The organism is Novilysobacter viscosus (assembly GCF_046600715.1).
Classification (GTDB): Bacteria; Pseudomonadota; Gammaproteobacteria; order Xanthomonadales; family Xanthomonadaceae; genus Lysobacter_C; species Lysobacter_C viscosus.
In genome coordinates, this window is sequence record NZ_JBJMAV010000001.1 from 778,066 (window position 1) to 794,658 (window position 16,593).

At 70.7% G+C, this 16,593-nt stretch carries 14 protein-coding genes and 2 tRNA genes; 12 read left to right on the forward strand and 4 right to left on the reverse strand.

Annotation, left to right across the window (positions count from 1 at the left end):
- Window positions 1-20 precede the first annotated feature (20 nt).
- On the reverse strand, window positions 21-932 hold the full coding sequence (locus tag ACJQWL_RS03585; protein ID WP_330969540.1) for a M48 family metallopeptidase: 912 nt from the start codon (window positions 930-932) through the stop codon (window positions 21-23).
- A gap of 67 nt (window positions 933-999) precedes the next feature.
- On the reverse strand, window positions 1,000-2,865 hold the full coding sequence (locus ACJQWL_RS03590) for an SUMF1/EgtB/PvdO family nonheme iron enzyme (RefSeq protein ID WP_330969539.1): 1,866 nt from the start codon (window positions 2,863-2,865) through the stop codon (window positions 1,000-1,002).
- A 154-nt stretch (window positions 2,866-3,019) separates the two neighbouring features.
- Between ACJQWL_RS03590 and rnd the strand changes: the two genes are divergently transcribed.
- The 11 genes from rnd to ACJQWL_RS03645 all read left to right on the forward strand — a co-directional run bounded on the left by rnd (window position 3,020) and on the right by ACJQWL_RS03645 (window position 13,321).
- Window positions 3,020-4,111: a ribonuclease D gene (gene rnd / locus ACJQWL_RS03595; protein WP_330969556.1), complete on the forward strand. Its 1,092-nt coding sequence runs from the start codon at window positions 3,020-3,022 to the stop codon at window positions 4,109-4,111.
- Between the two features lie 153 nt (window positions 4,112-4,264).
- Window positions 4,265-4,340 (forward strand) — tRNA-Ala (locus ACJQWL_RS03600).
- Window positions 4,341-4,410: 70 nt separating this feature from the next.
- Complete coding sequence (locus ACJQWL_RS03605) at window positions 4,411-5,850, forward strand: C40 family peptidase (protein ID WP_411300708.1); 1,440 nt, start codon at window positions 4,411-4,413, stop codon at window positions 5,848-5,850.
- A 40-nt stretch (window positions 5,851-5,890) separates the two neighbouring features.
- Window positions 5,891-6,682 carry a L,D-transpeptidase family protein gene (locus ACJQWL_RS03610; RefSeq protein ID WP_411300709.1) on the forward strand — a complete coding sequence of 264 codons (792 nt, stop codon included), beginning with the start codon at window positions 5,891-5,893 and terminating at the stop codon, window positions 6,680-6,682.
- 34 nt (window positions 6,683-6,716) lie between these two features.
- Window positions 6,717-8,057 (forward strand): APC family permease, encoded by a 1,341-nt coding sequence (locus tag ACJQWL_RS03615; RefSeq protein WP_330969853.1) that lies wholly within the window; start codon window positions 6,717-6,719, stop codon window positions 8,055-8,057.
- An 80-nt stretch (window positions 8,058-8,137) separates the two neighbouring features.
- Window positions 8,138-8,214: transfer RNA gene (locus tag ACJQWL_RS03620), tRNA-Arg, on the forward strand.
- A gap of 129 nt (window positions 8,215-8,343) precedes the next feature.
- Window positions 8,344-9,876, forward strand: coding sequence for an L-piperidine-6-carboxylate dehydrogenase (gene amaB / locus ACJQWL_RS03625; RefSeq protein ID WP_330969854.1), 1,533 nt, complete (start codon window positions 8,344-8,346; stop codon window positions 9,874-9,876).
- 22 nt (window positions 9,877-9,898) lie between these two features.
- A complete protein-coding gene (locus tag ACJQWL_RS03630) occupies window positions 9,899-10,183 on the forward strand; it encodes a DUF4190 domain-containing protein (RefSeq protein WP_330969855.1) in 285 nt (94 codons plus the stop codon).
- Window positions 10,184-10,187: 4 nt separating this feature from the next.
- The gene (locus ACJQWL_RS03635; RefSeq protein ID WP_330969856.1) at window positions 10,188-11,249 is read left to right on the forward strand and encodes a quinone-dependent dihydroorotate dehydrogenase; all 1,062 of its coding nucleotides are present in this window, start codon (window positions 10,188-10,190) and stop codon (window positions 11,247-11,249) included.
- A gap of 55 nt (window positions 11,250-11,304) precedes the next feature.
- On the forward strand, window positions 11,305-12,384 hold the full coding sequence (gene murB / locus ACJQWL_RS03640) for a UDP-N-acetylmuramate dehydrogenase (protein ID WP_330969857.1): 1,080 nt from the start codon (window positions 11,305-11,307) through the stop codon (window positions 12,382-12,384).
- Window positions 12,385-12,415: 31 nt separating this feature from the next.
- Complete coding sequence (locus tag ACJQWL_RS03645; RefSeq protein ID WP_411300710.1) at window positions 12,416-13,321, forward strand: DMT family transporter; 906 nt, start codon at window positions 12,416-12,418, stop codon at window positions 13,319-13,321.
- A gap of 19 nt (window positions 13,322-13,340) precedes the next feature.
- Here the strand turns inward: ACJQWL_RS03645 and ACJQWL_RS03650 are convergent, their stop codons facing one another.
- Window positions 13,341-14,132: a phosphatase PAP2 family protein gene (locus ACJQWL_RS03650; RefSeq protein ID WP_330969859.1), complete on the reverse strand. Its 792-nt coding sequence runs from the start codon at window positions 14,130-14,132 to the stop codon at window positions 13,341-13,343.
- A complete protein-coding gene (gene ispG, locus ACJQWL_RS03655) occupies window positions 14,095-15,363 on the reverse strand; it encodes a flavodoxin-dependent (E)-4-hydroxy-3-methylbut-2-enyl-diphosphate synthase (RefSeq protein WP_330969860.1) in 1,269 nt (422 codons plus the stop codon). Before ispG ends, ACJQWL_RS03650 begins: the two co-directional genes overlap by 38 nt.
- 254 nt (window positions 15,364-15,617) lie before the next feature.
- Here ispG and xseA point away from each other — a divergent pair.
- Window positions 15,618-16,593, forward strand: a 976-nt coding sequence (gene xseA / locus ACJQWL_RS03660; protein ID WP_330969861.1) for an exodeoxyribonuclease VII large subunit, incomplete at its 3' end; no start/stop codon positions are given.

Here is a 16,593-nt window from a genome sequence, read left to right on the forward strand (position 1 = left end):
GGCCGGCCCATGATCGGACCTTACCGGCAATACTTCGCGCGGAACGCCTCGGCTTGCGGCATCAGCGACTGCAGTGTCTGCATGCGGTTCGCGGGGTCGGGGTGGGTCGAAGCGAACTCCGGCGGGCGCTCCCCGCCCCCGATCTGCGACATGCGCTGCCACAGCGGCACCGCCTCGTTGGGGTCATAGCACGCCGCCGCGGCCAGCATCAGCCCGACCTCGTCGGCCTGGGTCTCGTGGTCCCGGCCGTAGGGCAGCACGAAACCGTACTGCGCGCCCGCACCCAGTGCGGCCATCACCGCCTGCTGCTGCTGCGGGTCCATGCCGCCCACCGCCATGCCCGCGGCGATCTGCCCCATCTGCACCAGCTTCTGCTGCGCCATGCGCTGGCTGCCGTGCCGCAACAGCGCGTGGGCGATCTCGTGGCCCATCACCACCGCCATGCCGTCCTGGTTCTCGACGATGGGAAGCAGGCCCGTGTACACCGCCATCTTGCCGCCAGGCAAGCAGAAAGCGTTGGCCTGGTCTGACTGGATCACCGCCACGTCCCACTGGAACGACTCGTAGTCGGTCGGAGCGGGTTGCTGGTTCAGCGCGGCAAGTTCGGCGGTCACTTCGGGCACCCGCTCCACCAGCCGCTGCGCGATTTCACGCACCTGCTGGCTGACCTGGGCATCGGGCGGCATCAGCGCGCCCTGGGCCTTCGCATCGCCCAGCACCTGGTCGAACGCCTGCGCCCCGAGCTGCACCTCTTCCTCTGCCGACGCCCCGTAGCGCGCCTTCTCGCCGGTGTACGGATCGACCTCGGCGTTCCCGAACCAGGACCACGCGGCATAGCCTGCGAACAGCAGCAGGATCCACCAGCGCATGCCACCGAAACCACGACGACGCCCACCTGCCGACGCCTGCCTGCCCACCGAACCGATCCTCATTCGAACGCCCTCGTCAACGTTGCACAACTGGCCTGGACATCACCGCATCCAGCGGGGGCGGGCGCGATCAGATCTCGCGCACCACCCGGAAGCCGATACGGGCGTTGGTGGTATCGGACTGGCTGGCCACGCGCCACGCCGACCGGGTATGGGCGGGCGAACTCGCCCAAGAACCGCCCCTCACCACGCGGGTGCGGCAACCGGGATTGACCCACGCCTGGCCATCGTCCGGCGCACGGCGGTAGTTGTCGTGCCAGCAGTCCGCCACCCACTCGCTGACATTGCCGGCCATGTCGTGAAGACCGAATGCATTGGGACGGTAGCTCTCCACGGGAGCAGGCCCCCATGCATCGTCGTCATAGCCCTCGAATGAATTGCGCCATTCCCGACCACTCGGAGAACGCTCCCCGCCGCCGGTGAAATTGCCCGCCCGCGCCGGCGGCCCGCCGTTGCCCCACGGGTAGCGCGCCGGGCTGCCGGCGCGCAGTGCGTACTCGAACTCCGCCTCGCTGGGCAGCCGGTAGCGCTGGCCGGTCTGCGCCGAAAGCCATTCGGCGTAGGCAAGCGCGTCCTGCGCGCTGACGTGCACCACCGGCATCGACGGATCGGCGCGCTTGCCGGTGTAGTCCGAGCGCCAGTCGACGTTGCTGCGCCTGACCAGGTTGCCGCTGCGTTCGTCGTAGGCGATGGAGTAGCCCCTGCGGGTGGCGCGCGGCTCGTAGCCACTGGCCGCGACGAAGCGCCCGAACTCGTCCACCGTGACTTCGTGGCGTGCGACCGCCAGCCCGCGCGGAAAGCGGATGTTGCGCGTCGGCCGCTCGGCATCGGTGGCATCGCGCTCGGCATCGCCCGCGCCCATGCGGAAGGCGCCGTGCGGGACGACCACCAGCTCCGGCCCGCGGCCGCCATTGCGCAGGGCGTCGGTAAAGGCCTGCCCCGGCCGGAACAGGCCGTAGTGGGCGGCCAGGTCGATGCGCTCACGCAGCTGGGCGGCGGCGGGGTCGCCGGGCCGGGCGATGCGCAGCAATTCGGCCAGGTGGGTGCGCGCCTCTCCCAGCCCGCCGGGTTCGCCCAGCGCCGCGAGCCCCTGGTCACGCAGGTCGCCGATGCGGGCGGCACGTTGCCGGGCGATGCGCTGGCGGGCATGGTCAACCGTCTCGAACCCGGGACGCACCTCCGCTGCTGCCTGCAGCCAGCGTTCCGCACCGTCGAAATCGTCCTCGCCGGCGGCGACTTCGGCACGCCGGATCAATGCACTTTCCGACGCTGCAATGCCCTGCATCGCGCGCACGTCGCCCGGTCGGAGCTCGAGCGCCTGCCGGAACAGCGCCAGTGCGCCGTGTTCCCCGTTCTCGCCCACGCGACCCGCATTGAGTGCTTCCTCGCCCAGCCGGTTGGCGCGTTGCGCCTCGTCGACCGTCTCCAGCCGCGACAGGTAGGCCTCCGATGGGGCACCCTCCGGGGCAACGGCCCGGACCACGGCGCCGACCTCGTGTGCGACGCGCAGGGCCGCCGGGTTGCGGTCGATTTCCGCCAGCGCGGCATCGCCCCTTGCGACCAGGGCCGACAGCGCCTGCTGCAGGCCGGCCTTCGCCTCTGCGTCGTCGGGTGCGTGCCGGGTGAGGGCGACATACAACGGGATGGCCGAGCGTGCGTCATCGAACAGGCGCCCCGATTCCAGTGCCTCCGCCGCCTGCGCCTTGAGCCTTGCGAATGCGGCGTCTTCCACCGGCACGGCGGGAAGCGACCAGGGCGCAACCGGCGAGACCGCCTGGTCGGCGCTGACGGTGACGATGGGTGCGCGCGCCGTGGGTTGCGAGGTCGCAGGGCTGGCGGGGTCGGATCCTGAAGCATCGTCGCCACGCCCGCAGCCGACCGTCAGCACCGCCAGCGCGAGTACGGTCCAAGCAATCGCAGTACGGGGTCGGTGCAAACGTCCTCCAGGGGGCTCGTGGGTGTGGGCGCAGGGCACACTGGCGCAGGTGCGCGCCGGCAGCCACCCACGCCACCGGGGCGGTTGGCCCGGCGAAAGTAGGCTATTGTCGCCCGCCCCGGCAACCTGCCCGTGAACCCCGGTGCCCCGACCCGTGCCACGCTGGATCCAAGACCCCGCCGAATTGCTCGCCTGCTTCTCCAGCCCGCCTGCGCGCATCGGGCTGGATACCGAATTCATCCGCGAGCGCACCTACTGGCCGCAACTGGCCCTCGTGCAGATCGCCATCGAAACCGGCAATGGACTCGACATCCTGCTGGTCGATCCGCTCGTGCCGGGAATGACCGATGCCCTGGGCACCTTGCTGGCAGACACCCGCGTTCTGAAGGTGATGCACAGCCCCAGCGAGGACCTGGTCGCCTTCAAGCATGCATGCGATACGGTGCCCCGGCCGCTGTTCGATACCCAGTTGGCCGCAGCGCTTGCCGGCATCGCAGGCGGCATGGGCTACCAGAAGCTGGTCGAGCGCGTGACCGGCATTGCGCTGGCCAAGGGCGAGACCCGCTCGGACTGGCTACGTCGGCCGCTCTCCCCGTCACAGCTGGAATACGCAGCCGACGACGTGCGCCACCTGTTCGAGCTGCATGACACGCTCGCGTCCGAACTGGACCGGTTGGGCCGGCGCGAGTGGCTGGCCGAAGACGCCGAGCGCACGCTCGCCAACGCCGACAGCGGCGACATCGAACGCTGGCCGCACCTGTCGCTGCGCAGCGCGCAGTTCCTGGACCTGGGCGCGCAGCGCCGGCTGGTGCGCCTGCTGCGTTGGCGGGACCGCTACGCGCGCGACAACGACCGTCCGCGCACGTGGATCCTCGATAACGAGCTCGCCGTCGCCATCGCCCGCATGCCCCCCGCCGACCGGGGCGCACTGCAGGCGCAACTCGATGCGCACCCCAAAGCACCGCGCAAGCTGGGCGACGCCATCTGGGACGCCTTGCAGCACCCCCTCGACGACGAGCTCGATGCCCCCGACGCCAGCGTGTCCGAGCGCCGCGACAAGCAGGCACTGCGACAACTGCAGGATGCGGTCGCAGCGCTCAGCGCGGAGCTGGGCCTGCCCGACGGCGTCCTGGCCTCGCGCCGCTGGCTGGAAGCCCTGCTTGACCACGGCCAATGGCCCGATGCGCTGGCTGGATGGCGGCGCGAAACCCTGGAACCGCAACTGCGCCCGTTGCTTGACCGCTGAGCCGGATCCGCCGTTGCAAGGCGGCTTCGACGGCCACCATCGGGCTTGCGAAGGGCCTGCGTCACGGCACGCGACAACGCCGAACCTGCGTGCACCCGGCCAGGATTGCGGGCTGGTATCGATGCCGGCAGCCGGATAGACTCCGTGCCACGTGGGGCGGTAGCTCAGCTGGGAGAGCGTCGCGTTCGCATCGCGAAGGTCAGGGGTTCGATCCCCCTCCGCTCCACCATCTGGATTCCCGAAGGCCCCGGCGTCGCGCAGACGCCGGGGCCTTTCGCTTGCGCGCTATGCTCGCCCGCATGCCTGATGCCGTCGCCGCCCGCCCCCGTCGCCGCCCGCTGGCCGGCATCGCGCCCGCCCTGTTCGCGCTGGGCCTTGCCGCGTGCGTGGCCGCCTGCGTGGCCGAGGTCGCGCATGCGGCACAGCGCGAGCCGGCACCTGCGATCACCGGCATGGACGACCCTGCGCGCTGGACCCCGGCGTACTGGATCGAGCGCGCGCCCGACGCCGGACAGGTCCTCGCTTCACCCGGGCTGATCGAGGCCCGCAATACCCGCCTGCTGCGCGAAGACCCGTCGCTGCACGACCTCGCGGCAATCGGACCGGTGCTGGAACGTGCCAGGGTGGTCGACTGGATCGAGTCGATTTCCCGCCGGCCGACAGCGCCGCGCCATGACGCGTCGGGCGCGCCGGTGCCGGCCACCACCTTCGACGCCCTGCTCGATGCTCTCGCCCTGGATGCGGTGCCGGCACGCCAGCCCACGCGCTACGGGCTGGTGGTGCGCCGGGCGGCCCTGCGCACGTTCCCGACCGGCCTGCGCGTGTTCAGCACACCGGGCGACACCGACATCGACCGGTTCCAGGAAAGCGCGCTGTTCCCCGGCACCCCGGTGGTGATCGCGCACGCCAGCCGCGACGGCCAGTGGCTGTTCGTCGTAAGCCCGCGCTACGCGGCGTGGATCGAAGCCGGCGGCGTGGCCGAAGGCGACGCCGACACGGTGCTCGGATTCGCCAACCGCACCCCCTTCCGCTTGGTGACGGGCGCGACCGCGCATACCGTGCTTGCCCCTGACGCCCCGGCGGTGTCGGCGCTGCAGCTGGACATGGGGACACGGCTGCCGGTGGCGGACACGTCGCCCACGCATGCCGTCAACCGCCAGCACCCGGGCAGCGGCCACGTGGTGGAGGTGCCGGTGCGAGACGCGGCCGGACGCCTCGCGCTGCAGCCGGCCCTGCTCCCTCGCAGCGCCGATACCGCGGATGCCCCGCTGCCGCTGACCCGCAGCAACACCATTGCCCAGGCCTTCAAGTTCCTCGGCGAGCGCTACGGCTGGGGCCACGACTACAACGCGCGCGATTGCAGCGGGTTCGTATCCGAGGTCTACGCAAGCATGGGCGTGCTGTTGCCGCGCAACACCGGCGACCAGGCGCGCAGCCCGGTGCTCGACATCCAGCCGCTGGACGACGCAGGCGCCCGCGCCGCGGCGCTGTCTACCCTGCAGGTCGGCGACCTCGTGTACGTGCCCGGCCATGTGATGCTGGTGATCGGCCATGCCAACAGCGAACCGTACGTGATCCACGACATCCATGGCGGCGGCCAGCGCGATGCGGATGGCGGCGTCGCGCGCCTCCGGCTCAACGGTGTGGTGGTCACCACGCTGCGCAGCCTGGTATTCGAAGACGGAACCCCCTACGTGGACCGGGCCAACGCCATCGTCCGCCCCTACGCCATCCGCTGACCGACCCGAACGCCCACCCCCGCTCCCGCGAGGCACCCGCATGCAGCAGCCGACCCTGCCCTTCCGATCCGCCACCCGATGGCTGCTGGCCGCGCTCGTGGTATTGGCTTCAGCGGGCTGCGCGAGCAGGGTGGTTCCGCCGGCGCCGCTGGCAGCGGGCTCGGACCAGTTGGTGCTGGTCACCACCGCCGGCTGGGACAACAGCGATGCCACCGTTCGCCGCTACCGCCGCGAGGGCGGCACGTGGCGGCAAGTGGGCGAACCCTGGCCCGCGATCATCGGCCGCACCGGCGCGGCGTGGGGCACCGGGCTGCATCCGGCGGTCGCGGGCGGCCCGGTCAAGCGCGAGGGCGACGGCCGCGCGCCGGCCGGCGTGTTCGCCATCGGCGATGCGTTCGGCTATGCCGCCACGGCCGACACCGCCCTGCCCTACCGGGCCATGACCGCCGGTGACTGGTGCATCGACGTGCCCGGTTCACCGCTGTACAACCGGATCGTCAGCGTCCAGGACGTGGGCGCCGATGCCATCGTGGGCTCGACCGAGCCCATGCGGCGCGACCTGCACAAGCAGGGTGATGCGCGCTACGTGCTGGGCTTCGTGATCGAACACAACACCGCCGCCGTACCGCGTGCCGGCAGCTGCATCTTCGCCCACGTGTGGAAGTCCCCGCAGACCCCGACCGCCGGCTGCACGGCAATGGACGCCGGGCACATGCAGGCCTTGCTGGCGTGGCTGGACCCCGCCGCCCGACCGCTGTTCGTGCTGCTGCCCACGCCCGAGCACGCACGCCTGCATGCCGCGTGGGGGCTGCCCGCCCCCGCCGGGGACTGATCAGACCGCTGCCTTCGTTACCCAAGGAGTCCGCATGCCACTGCCACCCGCACCCCCTTCCCACCCGCCCGGAACCGACCCCGCCACCGGCCTGGTGCGGGCGGTCGGACGCTGGCAGATCGTGGGCCTGTCGATCAATGACGTGGTCGGCAGTGGCATCTACCTGCTGCCTGCCGCGGCGGCGCTGCTGCTGGGCGGCGCCAGCCTGTGGGCGATCCTCGCCGCCGGCCTGGCGGTCACGCTGCTGGTGCTGTGCTACGCGCAGGCCTCGAGCCACTTCGAGGGGCCCGGGGGTGCGTATCTGTATGCACGCGAAGCATTCGGTCCCTTCGCCGGCTTCCTGACCGGCTGGATGACGCTGATCACCCGCGTCACCGTCGCCGCCGCGCTCAGCAACGGACTGGCGCTGGCGGTGTCGCTGTTCTGGCCATGGGCGTCCACGGTCCCGGGGCGTACCGCCATCGTGGTCGCGTCGCTCGGCCTGCTGACGTGGATCAACCTGGTCGGCGTGCGCACCGCAGCGCGCGCGGGCGTGGCACTGACCATCGCCAAGCTGCTGCCGCTGCTGTTCTTCGTCGTTGTCGGCCTGGCGTACATGGACTGGTCGGCCGTGCGACTGGAGGCGCTGCCGCTGGACCAGCCGGCGCAACTGGGCGAGGCCGCACTGCTGTTGCTGTTCGCCTACGCCGGTTTCGAGAACACCCCGGCCGCGGCCGGCGAGTACCGCAACCCGCGCCGCGACGTGCCGTTCGCGCTGGTGGCGATGATCGCGCTGGTCACCGCGCTGTACGTGCTGGTACAGATGGTCGCGCAGGGCACCCTGCCGGCGCTGGCGCAATCGGAAACGCCCCTGGCGGAGGCCGCGGCGGGGTTCGCGGGCCGCGGCGCGGCGCTGTTGCTGACGGTGGGCGCGGCGATCTCGATCCTAGGGACCAACTTCAACACCATGCTGTTCGGCCCCCGCTACATGTATGCGCTGGCCCTCGACGGCTACCTCCCGCGGCCGCTGGCACGGTTGCATCCGCGCTGGCGAACGCCGGTTGTCGCGATCATCGTGCAGGCCGGTCTGGCGGTCGCCCTCGCGCTGACCGGCTCGTTCGTGGAGCTGGCGCTGCTGTCGGTGATCGCCCGGTTGTTCGCGTACGTGGCCACGGCCTGCGCGGCGATCGTCCTGCAGCGCCGGCATCCGCACCGCGAGGGCGCGCTCCGCCTGCCCGGTGGGCCACTGATCCCGGTCGCGGCGATCGTGTTGTCGCTTGCGCTGTTGGCCAGCGCCAGCCTGGCCAACCTGGCGATGGGGGCCGCCGCGATCGCGCTGGGCGCGGTCGTGTATGCCTTTCGCCGCCCCCCGCTCCCGGGCGGATCCGCACCCTGACCCGCCCGATCGGCCTCGATTGGCCCCGACAAGCTCCCGCATGCGAAAATCCCGGGGCTGACCGGGCCCGTCCCGGCCTTGGCCCCGTAGCTCAGCTGGATAGAGCATCCCCCTCCTAAGGGGAAGGTCACACGTTCGAATCGTGTCGGGGTCGCCACCCATCGCCTATCGGCGGTGCAGCAGTAGCGGCTTGCGCCGCGACTACCGCCGATCCGGATCACCCGGTGCGGTCCGTCGCGGCTGACGTCGCTACTACCGCTTCGTTTCCCACTACAGGAGTTCCCCCATGACCCATCCCGTCCTCACCGCCCTCGGCCTGACCGGCACTGAATCCGGCACCTACCTCGGCAATGGCGAATGGGCCAGCACCGACGATGCCGGCATCATCGAGCCGATCAACCCGACCGACGGCGAAGTGCTGGCGCGGGTGCGGGCGTCGTCCCGGGAGGACTACGAGACCATCGTCGAGCGCGCCCAGGCCGCCTTCAAGGTGTGGCGCACCACCCCGGCCCCGCGCCGCGGCGAGGCGATCCGCCTGTGCGCCGACGCGCTGCGCACCCACAAGGATGAGCTCGGCTCGCTGGTCGCGCTGGAAATGGGCAAGTCCAAGCCCGAAGGCGACGGCGAAGTGCAGGAGATGATCGACATCGGCGAGTTCGCCGTCGGCCTCTCGCGCCAGCTCTACGGCCTGACCATGCATTCCGAGCGCCCGGGCCACCGGATGTACGAGCAGTGGCACCCGCTGGGTATCGTCGGGATCATCTCGGCGTTCAATTTCCCGGTGGCGGTGTGGGCGTGGAATGCCTTCGTGGCCGGCGTGTGCGGCGACATCTGCATCTGGAAGCCCTCGCCCAAGACCCCGCTTTCGGCGATCGCCTCGATGAAGATCTGCAACGAGGCGCTGCAGAAGGCCGGCTTCCCGGACATCTTCTTCCTGTTCAACGACGCCGGCACCGAGCTGGCGCAGGACTTCGTGGACGACAAGCGGATCGCGCTGGTCAGCTTCACCGGCAGCACCCGGGTGGGCCGCCACGTCGGCGAGCGCGTCGCGCGCCGCATGGGCCGCTCGCTGCTGGAGCTGGGCGGCAACAACGCGATGATCGTCGACAGGACCGCCGACCTGAAGCTGGCGATCCCGGCGATCGTGTTCGGCGCGGTCGGCACCGCCGGCCAGCGCTGCACCAGCACGCGCCGCGTCTTCATCCACGAGGACATCCATGACGACGTGCTGGCCAAGCTGGTCGCCGCCTACAAGCAGGTAGAGGGAAAGATCGGCGACCCGACCGACCCGAAGAACCTGATGGGCCCGCTCAACAGCGCCGACGCCGTGCAGGCATACCTGGACGCCATCGAGAAGGCCAAGGCCGCGGGCGGCACGGTGGCCACCGGCGGTGCACGCGTCGACCGCAAGGGCAACTTCGTGCTGCCGACGATCGTCACCGGCCTGTCCAACTCGGCCGAGGTGGTGCAGACCGAGACCTTCGCACCGATCCTCTACGTGATGAAGTTCGGCAATCTCGAAGAGGCGCTGGAGATGCAGAACGCCGTCCCGCAGGGCCTGTCCTCGGCGGTGTTCACCACCGACCTGCGCCACGCCGAGGCGTTCCTGTCGGCGGCCGGCAGCGACTGCGGCATCGCCAACGTCAACATCGGCACGTCCGGTGCGGAGATCGGCGGCGCGTTCGGCGGCGAGAAGGAGACCGGCGGTGGCCGTGAGTCCGGTTCGGACGCGTGGAAGGCCTACATGCGCCGCCAGACCAACACCATCAACTACTCCAACGACCTGCCGCTGGCACAGGGCATCAAGTTCGACCTCTGAACCCACCACGGAGCCCGCCGACATGAACATGCCCGTCCCCCGCACCAGTACCGCCGCGGTCATCAGCCTGGTCTTCGGCATCCTGTCGTGGTTCGTGCTGCCGCTGGTGGGCGGGGTGGTGGCGGTGGTCACCGGGCACGTGGCCCGTGGCGAGATCCGGCGCGCTGCCGGCTCGGTCGACGGCGATGCACTCGCCGTCGCCGGGCTTGCCCTGGGCTGGACCAACCTGCTGGTGGGGGTGCTGGCCGTCATGGTGTTCGTGGTGTTCTTCGGCGGCATGGCCTGGCTGAGCTGGATGGCGAACTGACCGCATGTACCGACTGGCGCGCCCGTTCCTGTTCAACGTCGATGCCGAGCGCGCCCACGGCCTGGGCCTGCGCGCACTGGAGTTGGCCTACCGGACCGGAGTGAACCCGCTGGTCGGCCGCCCTCCCGAGCCACTGCCCACCCATGCCTTCGGCCTGGATTTCCCCAACCCCGTTGGCCTGGCCGCGGGGCTGGACAAGAACGGCGAACACATCGACGCACTGCTGTCGCTGGGGTTCGGGTTCGTGGAGGTCGGCACCGTCACCCCCAAGGCGCAGCGGGGTAACCCGAAGCCGCGCATGTTCCGCCTGCCCGAGCACCAGGCCGTCATCAACCGCCTGGGGTTCAACAACGCAGGCGTGGATGCGCTGGTTCGCAACGTCGAGCGTGCACGCCGGCCCGGTGGCGGGCTGCTGGGCATCAACATCGGCAAGAACAAGGACACCCCCAACGAGATCGCCGACGGCGACTACATGTATTGCCTGGCGCGCGTATACCCGCTGGCCGACTACATCACCGTCAACATCTCCTCGCCCAACACCGCGGGACTGCGTGAGCTGCAGGAAGAGCAGCTGCTGCGCCGGCTGATCGGGACGCTCCGCGAGGAGCAGGAGCGCCTGGGCGCCAAGCACGGCAAGCGCGTGCCGATGCTGGTGAAGATCGCGCCCGACCTGTCGGACGACGACATCCATGCCTGCGCGAGGGTGCTTGCGGAACTGGAGGTGGACGGCGTGGTCGCCACCAACACCACCATTGCGCGCGTGCCGGTGGAGGGCGCGCGCCACGCCGAAGAGCCCGGCGGCCTGTCCGGTCGCCCGCTGATGGGCCAGTCCACCACCGTGCTGCGGATGATGCGCACGCGTTTGCCCGAGGCGATCCCGCTGGTCGGGGTGGGCGGCATCCTGTCGGGCGCCGATGCGGTGACCAAGCTGGCCGCCGGTGCCAGCCTGGTGCAGCTGTACACGGGCCTGGTCTACCGCGGCCCGGACCTGGTCAACGAGTGCGTGGAGGCGATCCGGCGCCGCAAGTTCGCCCCCAGCCGCGGCAACATGCCGCCCACGGCATGACCGTGCCACGCGTGACCGCGCCTGGCGTGCAGGGACACCGCGTGCGCCACGCCGCATGAGCAGTCCCGTCCGTCTCCTGCGCGATGCCCCGCTCACCGCGCGCAACAGCTTCGGTGTGCCCGCGCGGGCCGCACTGCTGGCGGAAGTGAACGATGCCCGGGCACTTCCCGGGCTGCTTGCCGGCGACGGCTTCGCTGGCGCCCGGCCCCTGGTGGTGGGCGCCGGCAGCAACCTGCTGTTCGCCGGCGACCCGGACCAGCCGGTGGTCGTACTGGTCGGCGATGCCGTCACTGAACGTTCCAACGACGGTGCGGAAACCATCCTCCGCGCCGAGGCCGGTGCCCAATGGCACGACTTCGTCATGCAGGCCCTGGCGCGCGGCCTGGGGGGGCTGGAAAACCTCGCCCTGATCCCCGGGACCGTGGGTGCGGCGCCGATCCAGAACATCGGCGCCTACGGCGTGGAAGTGTGCGAGCGCATCCATGCGGTCGAGGCGTTCGAGCCTGCGACCGGGCGGTGGCACCGGTTGCCTGCGGGGGAATGCGCCTTCGGCTACCGCGACAGCCTGTTCAAGCGCCAGCCGGACCGCTTCATCGTCACCGCGGTGGAGTTCGCACTGTCGCGCCAGCCGCAGGTCCGCATCGACTACGCCGGGCTGGGCGACGCCCTTGCCGCGGCCGGCCACGCCGCCCCCACGCCGCGACAGGTGGCCGACGCGGTCATCGAGATCCGGCGCAGCAAGTTGCCCGACCCGGCCGTGCTCGGCAATGCCGGCAGCTTCTTCAAGAATCCCATCGTGCCCGCAGGCCAGGCCGAGGCACTGCGTGCAGCGCATCCCGGGTTGCCGGTGTTCCCGGTCGGCCCCTTCCCCGCCGACGCACTGGCCCATGGCGAAACCCCGCAAGGGCCGCGCAGCAAGTTGTCCGCGGCATGGCTGATCGATGACTGTGGCTGGAAGGGGCATCGCCGGGGCGATGCGGGCGTCGCCGCCACGCACGCGCTGGTGCTGGTGAACCACGGCAGCGCCACTGGCGCGCAGCTGCTGGCGCTTGCACGTGACATCGCCGCCTCGGTGCAGGAACGCTTCGGGGTGGCGCTGGAGCCCGAGCCCCGCCTCGTCGGGGACCGCTGGTGAGCCCGCCACCCCCGACGCGATCGCCTGCTCCATGCCAATGACGACCCATGGCCGTGCTGCCCTGCTGATGCTGGGCAGCACCGCGTTCTTCGCGCTGATGGTGATCGCGATCCGGCTGGCGTCCGAGACCCTGCACACGTTCGAGATCGCGTTCTTCCGCAACTTCTTCGGCCTGCTGGCAGCGCTGCCGCTGCTGCTCCACCACGGCCCCGGCCTGTTGCGTACCCGCCAACTGCCGCGCTATTTCATCCGTTGCCTGATCGGCGTGGTGTCGATGTTCTGCGGCTTCTGGGCCATCGGCCACCTGCCCTTGGCGCAGGCGGTTTCGCTGTCCTACTCCACCCCGCTGTTCGTGACCATCGCGGCGGTGATCTGGCTGGGCGAACAGGTCCGGATGCGCCGTTGGGCAGCGGTCGTGGTCGGCTTCATCGGCGTGCTGGTGATCGTGCGGCCCGGCACCGCCGGGTTCACCTCCGCCAGCCTGGTGGCGGTGTCGGCCGCGGTGCTCAGTGGCATCGTCGCGATCCAGATCAAGCAGCTCTCGCGTACCGAGCCGGCCGATCGCATCGTCCTGCTCACCACCATGTTCTGGGTGCCCATGTCGCTGTTGCCGGCACTCGCGGTGTGGGAGTGGCCGCAGGGCATCACCTGGCTGTGGGTGGCCGCCGCCGGCGTGCTGGGCACCGGTGGGCACATGCTGTGGACGCGGGCACTCAAGCTGGGCGACGTCTCGGCATTGACCCCGATCAGCTTCATGCAGCTGCCGATCGTGGCGGTCCTGGGTTTCGTGCTGTTCGACGAGGCGGTGGACCGCTGGACGGTCGTGGGCGCGGGGATCATCTTCGCGGCCAATGCCTACATTGCGCACCGCGAAGCGCAACTGGCGCGCCGGGCCGCGACCCAGGCACCGGTGGAAGCGGCCAAGCCGGGCGAATGACCGCCACGGCGTGACGCCGTCAGACGTCCTCGGGGTTGTCGATCGGCGCGTCGGGGCGCTCCCAGGGATGGCGGTGGTGGTGGAACACCATCAGGAAGCTCGCCACCGCCCAGGCCCAGGCCGCCGTCCAGCCGGCCAGGATGTCCGAGGGGAAGTGCACCCCGAGGTACACCCGCGATGCCCCTACCAGCACCGCGAAACCGCCGGCGAGCAGCAGCGCCGTCCAACGCCATCTCGTGGGCCAGGCCAGCAGGATCACCACGGCGGCCAGGGTCATCGAACCCATCGCGTGCCCCGACGGGAAGCTGTAGGTTTCCTCGGGAAGCAGCGACGTCCACAGGTCCGGCCGTTCGCGCGCATACAGTTGCTTGGTCGCCATGTTCAGCAACGCCGAGCCGCCAAGTGCCAGCGCCGCGAACAGTCCTTCGCGCATCCGTCCGCGCCAGCCCAGCACCAGCACCAGCACGATGTCCAGCGGGATAACCAGCCACTCGTAGCCCAGGTGGGTGACGAGGGAGAAGAAGCGGTCCGCCGCCGGCGCGGACGCAGCATGCGCCCACCGCAACAGCGGCTCGTCGAAGGCGAACGGGTCGCCGTCGGTCACCTCGTCGGCGAGCTCGGCGAAGCCCCACAGCGGAAGCAGCAACGCCACGAACACCAGCAGCATCCGCCGCCAGTAGCGGCGCAGGAAATTGAGCCCGAAGCGGCCCTCGACCAGGAGCGTCCACAGCTTGGCGTGGAAGGCCCGGCGAATCGGGCCATCGGGCGTCCGGTCAGCCGGTGCCCCGGGCGGCGTACTTGCGTTCGACATAGTCATCGATCAGTGCAACGAATTCGCCCGCGATGTTCTCACCCCTCAGGGTGACGGTCTTTTCACCGTCCTCGAACACCGGCGCGGACGGCGCTTCGCCCGTGCCCGGCAGCGAGATGCCGAGGTTGGCGTGGCGGGACTCACCCGGCCCGTTGACCACGCAGCCCATCACCGCGAGGGTGAGGTTCTCCGCGCCCGGGTGGCTGATCTTCCACTCCGGCATCTTCGCGCGCACGTGCGACTGCACCGATTGCGCCAGCTCCTGGAAGAACGTGCTGGTGGTGCGGCCGCAACCGGGGCATGCGGTGACCATCGGCGTGAATGCGCGCAGTCCCATGGTCTGCAGCAGCTCCTGGGCGACGATGACCTCGTGCGTGCGCGACTGGCCCGGCTCCGGGGTCAGCGAAATGCGGATGGTGTCGCCGATGCCTTCCTGCAGCAGCACGCCCAGGGCGGCGCACGAGGCGACGATGCCCTTGCTGCCGATACCGGCCTCGGTCAGCCCCAGGTGCAGCGCGTAGTCACCGCGCACGGCCAGTTCGCGATACACCGCGATGAGTTCCTGCACGCCGCTGACCTTGGCACTGAGCACGATGCGTTCGGCCGCCAACCCCAGTGCGACCGCCCGGTCGGCCGAATCCAGCGCGGACCGGATCAGCGACTCGCGCAGCACGCGGCCGGCGTCCCACGGTTCGGCGCGGGCGCTGTTCTCGTCCATGAGCCGGGCCGCCAGCGCCTGGTCCAGCGAGCCCCAGTTGGCGCCGATCCTGACCGGCTTGTCGTGGCGGATCGCCAGTTCGATCAGCGTAGCGAACTGGCTGTCGCGCTTCTTGCCGAAACCCACGTTGCCGGGGTTGATGCGGTACTTGGCCAGCACCTCCGCGCAGGCCGGCTCGGCGGTCAGCAGCTGGTGGCCGTTGTAGTGGAAGTCGCCGATCAGGGGCACCGACACGCCCATCATCGCCAGCCGGTCGGCGATGCGCGGCACCGAGGCCGCGGCCTCGGCGGTGTTGACGGTGATGCGCACCAGTTCCGAACCCGCGCGCCACAGTTCGGCCACCTGCCGCGCGGTGCCCACGACGTCGGCGGTGTCGGTGTTGGTCATCGACTGCACCACCACCGGCGCGCCGCCGCCCACGCGCACCCCGCCGATCTCCACACCCCGCGTGATGCGGCGGGGCTGGGGGCCATACGGCGGGGTCGAACAGGGCGGGACGGGGTCGAAATCCATGCCGCGCATTGTAGCGCCGGGGGGCGCGGTGCCTGTCGGCGCGGCTTCAGCTGCGATCGCTGTGTGGGGTCTGCGAGGGGCCGCAAGCGCTCCGCTCTCCGGAATGCAGGGGGCTGGTACGGCGGTCGAAGCCGGGGCATGCCAGCTCGTGCAAGTCCGGTCGCGACTCACGTCGCTCCTACAGGTGGGCTTGGGGAGCGTGACCGGCCTGGTGCCCTGGGGTACGGTGTCCGGCCGCCGGCGCAGCCACCCCGATGACCCCTGACGACCCCAACGCCGTCCTGACCCCCAGCCAGCTCAACACGCTGGCGCGCGACCTGCTGGAAGGCAGCTTCCCGGCGGTGTGGGTGGAGGCCGAGCTCGGCAACGTCGCCCGGCCCGCCTCCGGTCACCTGTACCTCACGCTGAAAGACGCCCGCGCCCAGGTCCGGGCGGCGATGTTCAAGCCCAAGAGCACCTGGCTGAACTTCCAGCCGCGCGAAGGCATGCGCGTGCTGGTGCGCGGCCGGCTGACGCTGTACGAGGCGCGGGGCGAGTACCAGATGGTGCTCGACCACATGGAGGAGGCCGGCGAGGGCGCCCTGCGCCGCGCATTCGATGAGCTGAAGGCGCGCCTGGCGGCCGAAGGCCTGTTCGACGACGCCCGCAAGCAACCGCTGCCTGCGCACGCCAGGCGGATCGGCGTGGTCACATCGCCCAGCGGCGCTGCGGTGCGGGACGTGCTCAGCGTGCTGGCACGCCGTTTCCCGCTGGTCGAGGTGGACGTGCTGCCGGTGCCGGTCCAGGGCCAGGCTGCGCCCGCGCAGATCCGCGACATGCTTGTACGGGCGGAGGCCTCGGGCCGCTATGACGTCCTCGTGCTGGCGCGCGGCGGCGGCTCGCTGGAAGACCTGTGGGCGTTCAACGACGAAGCCCTCGCCCGCACCGTCGCCGCTTGCGTCGTGCCGATCGTATCGGCGATCGGCCACGAGACGGATTTCTCGCTGGTGGATTTCGCCGCCGACGTGCGCGCCCCGACGCCCTCGGTCGCGGCTGAACTGCTGGTGCCTGACCGCAACGACCTGGCGGCCCGCCTGCGCACCCTGCACGGCCGGCTGCGTTCACTGCAGGGCCACCGCCTGCAGCAGGCGATGCAGTCGACGGACCGCGCGGCGCTGCGGCTGAACGCGCTGCGTCCGCAGGCCCGCCTGCAGTTGCTGGCCCGCCGCCGCGACGAAGCGCTGCGGCGCC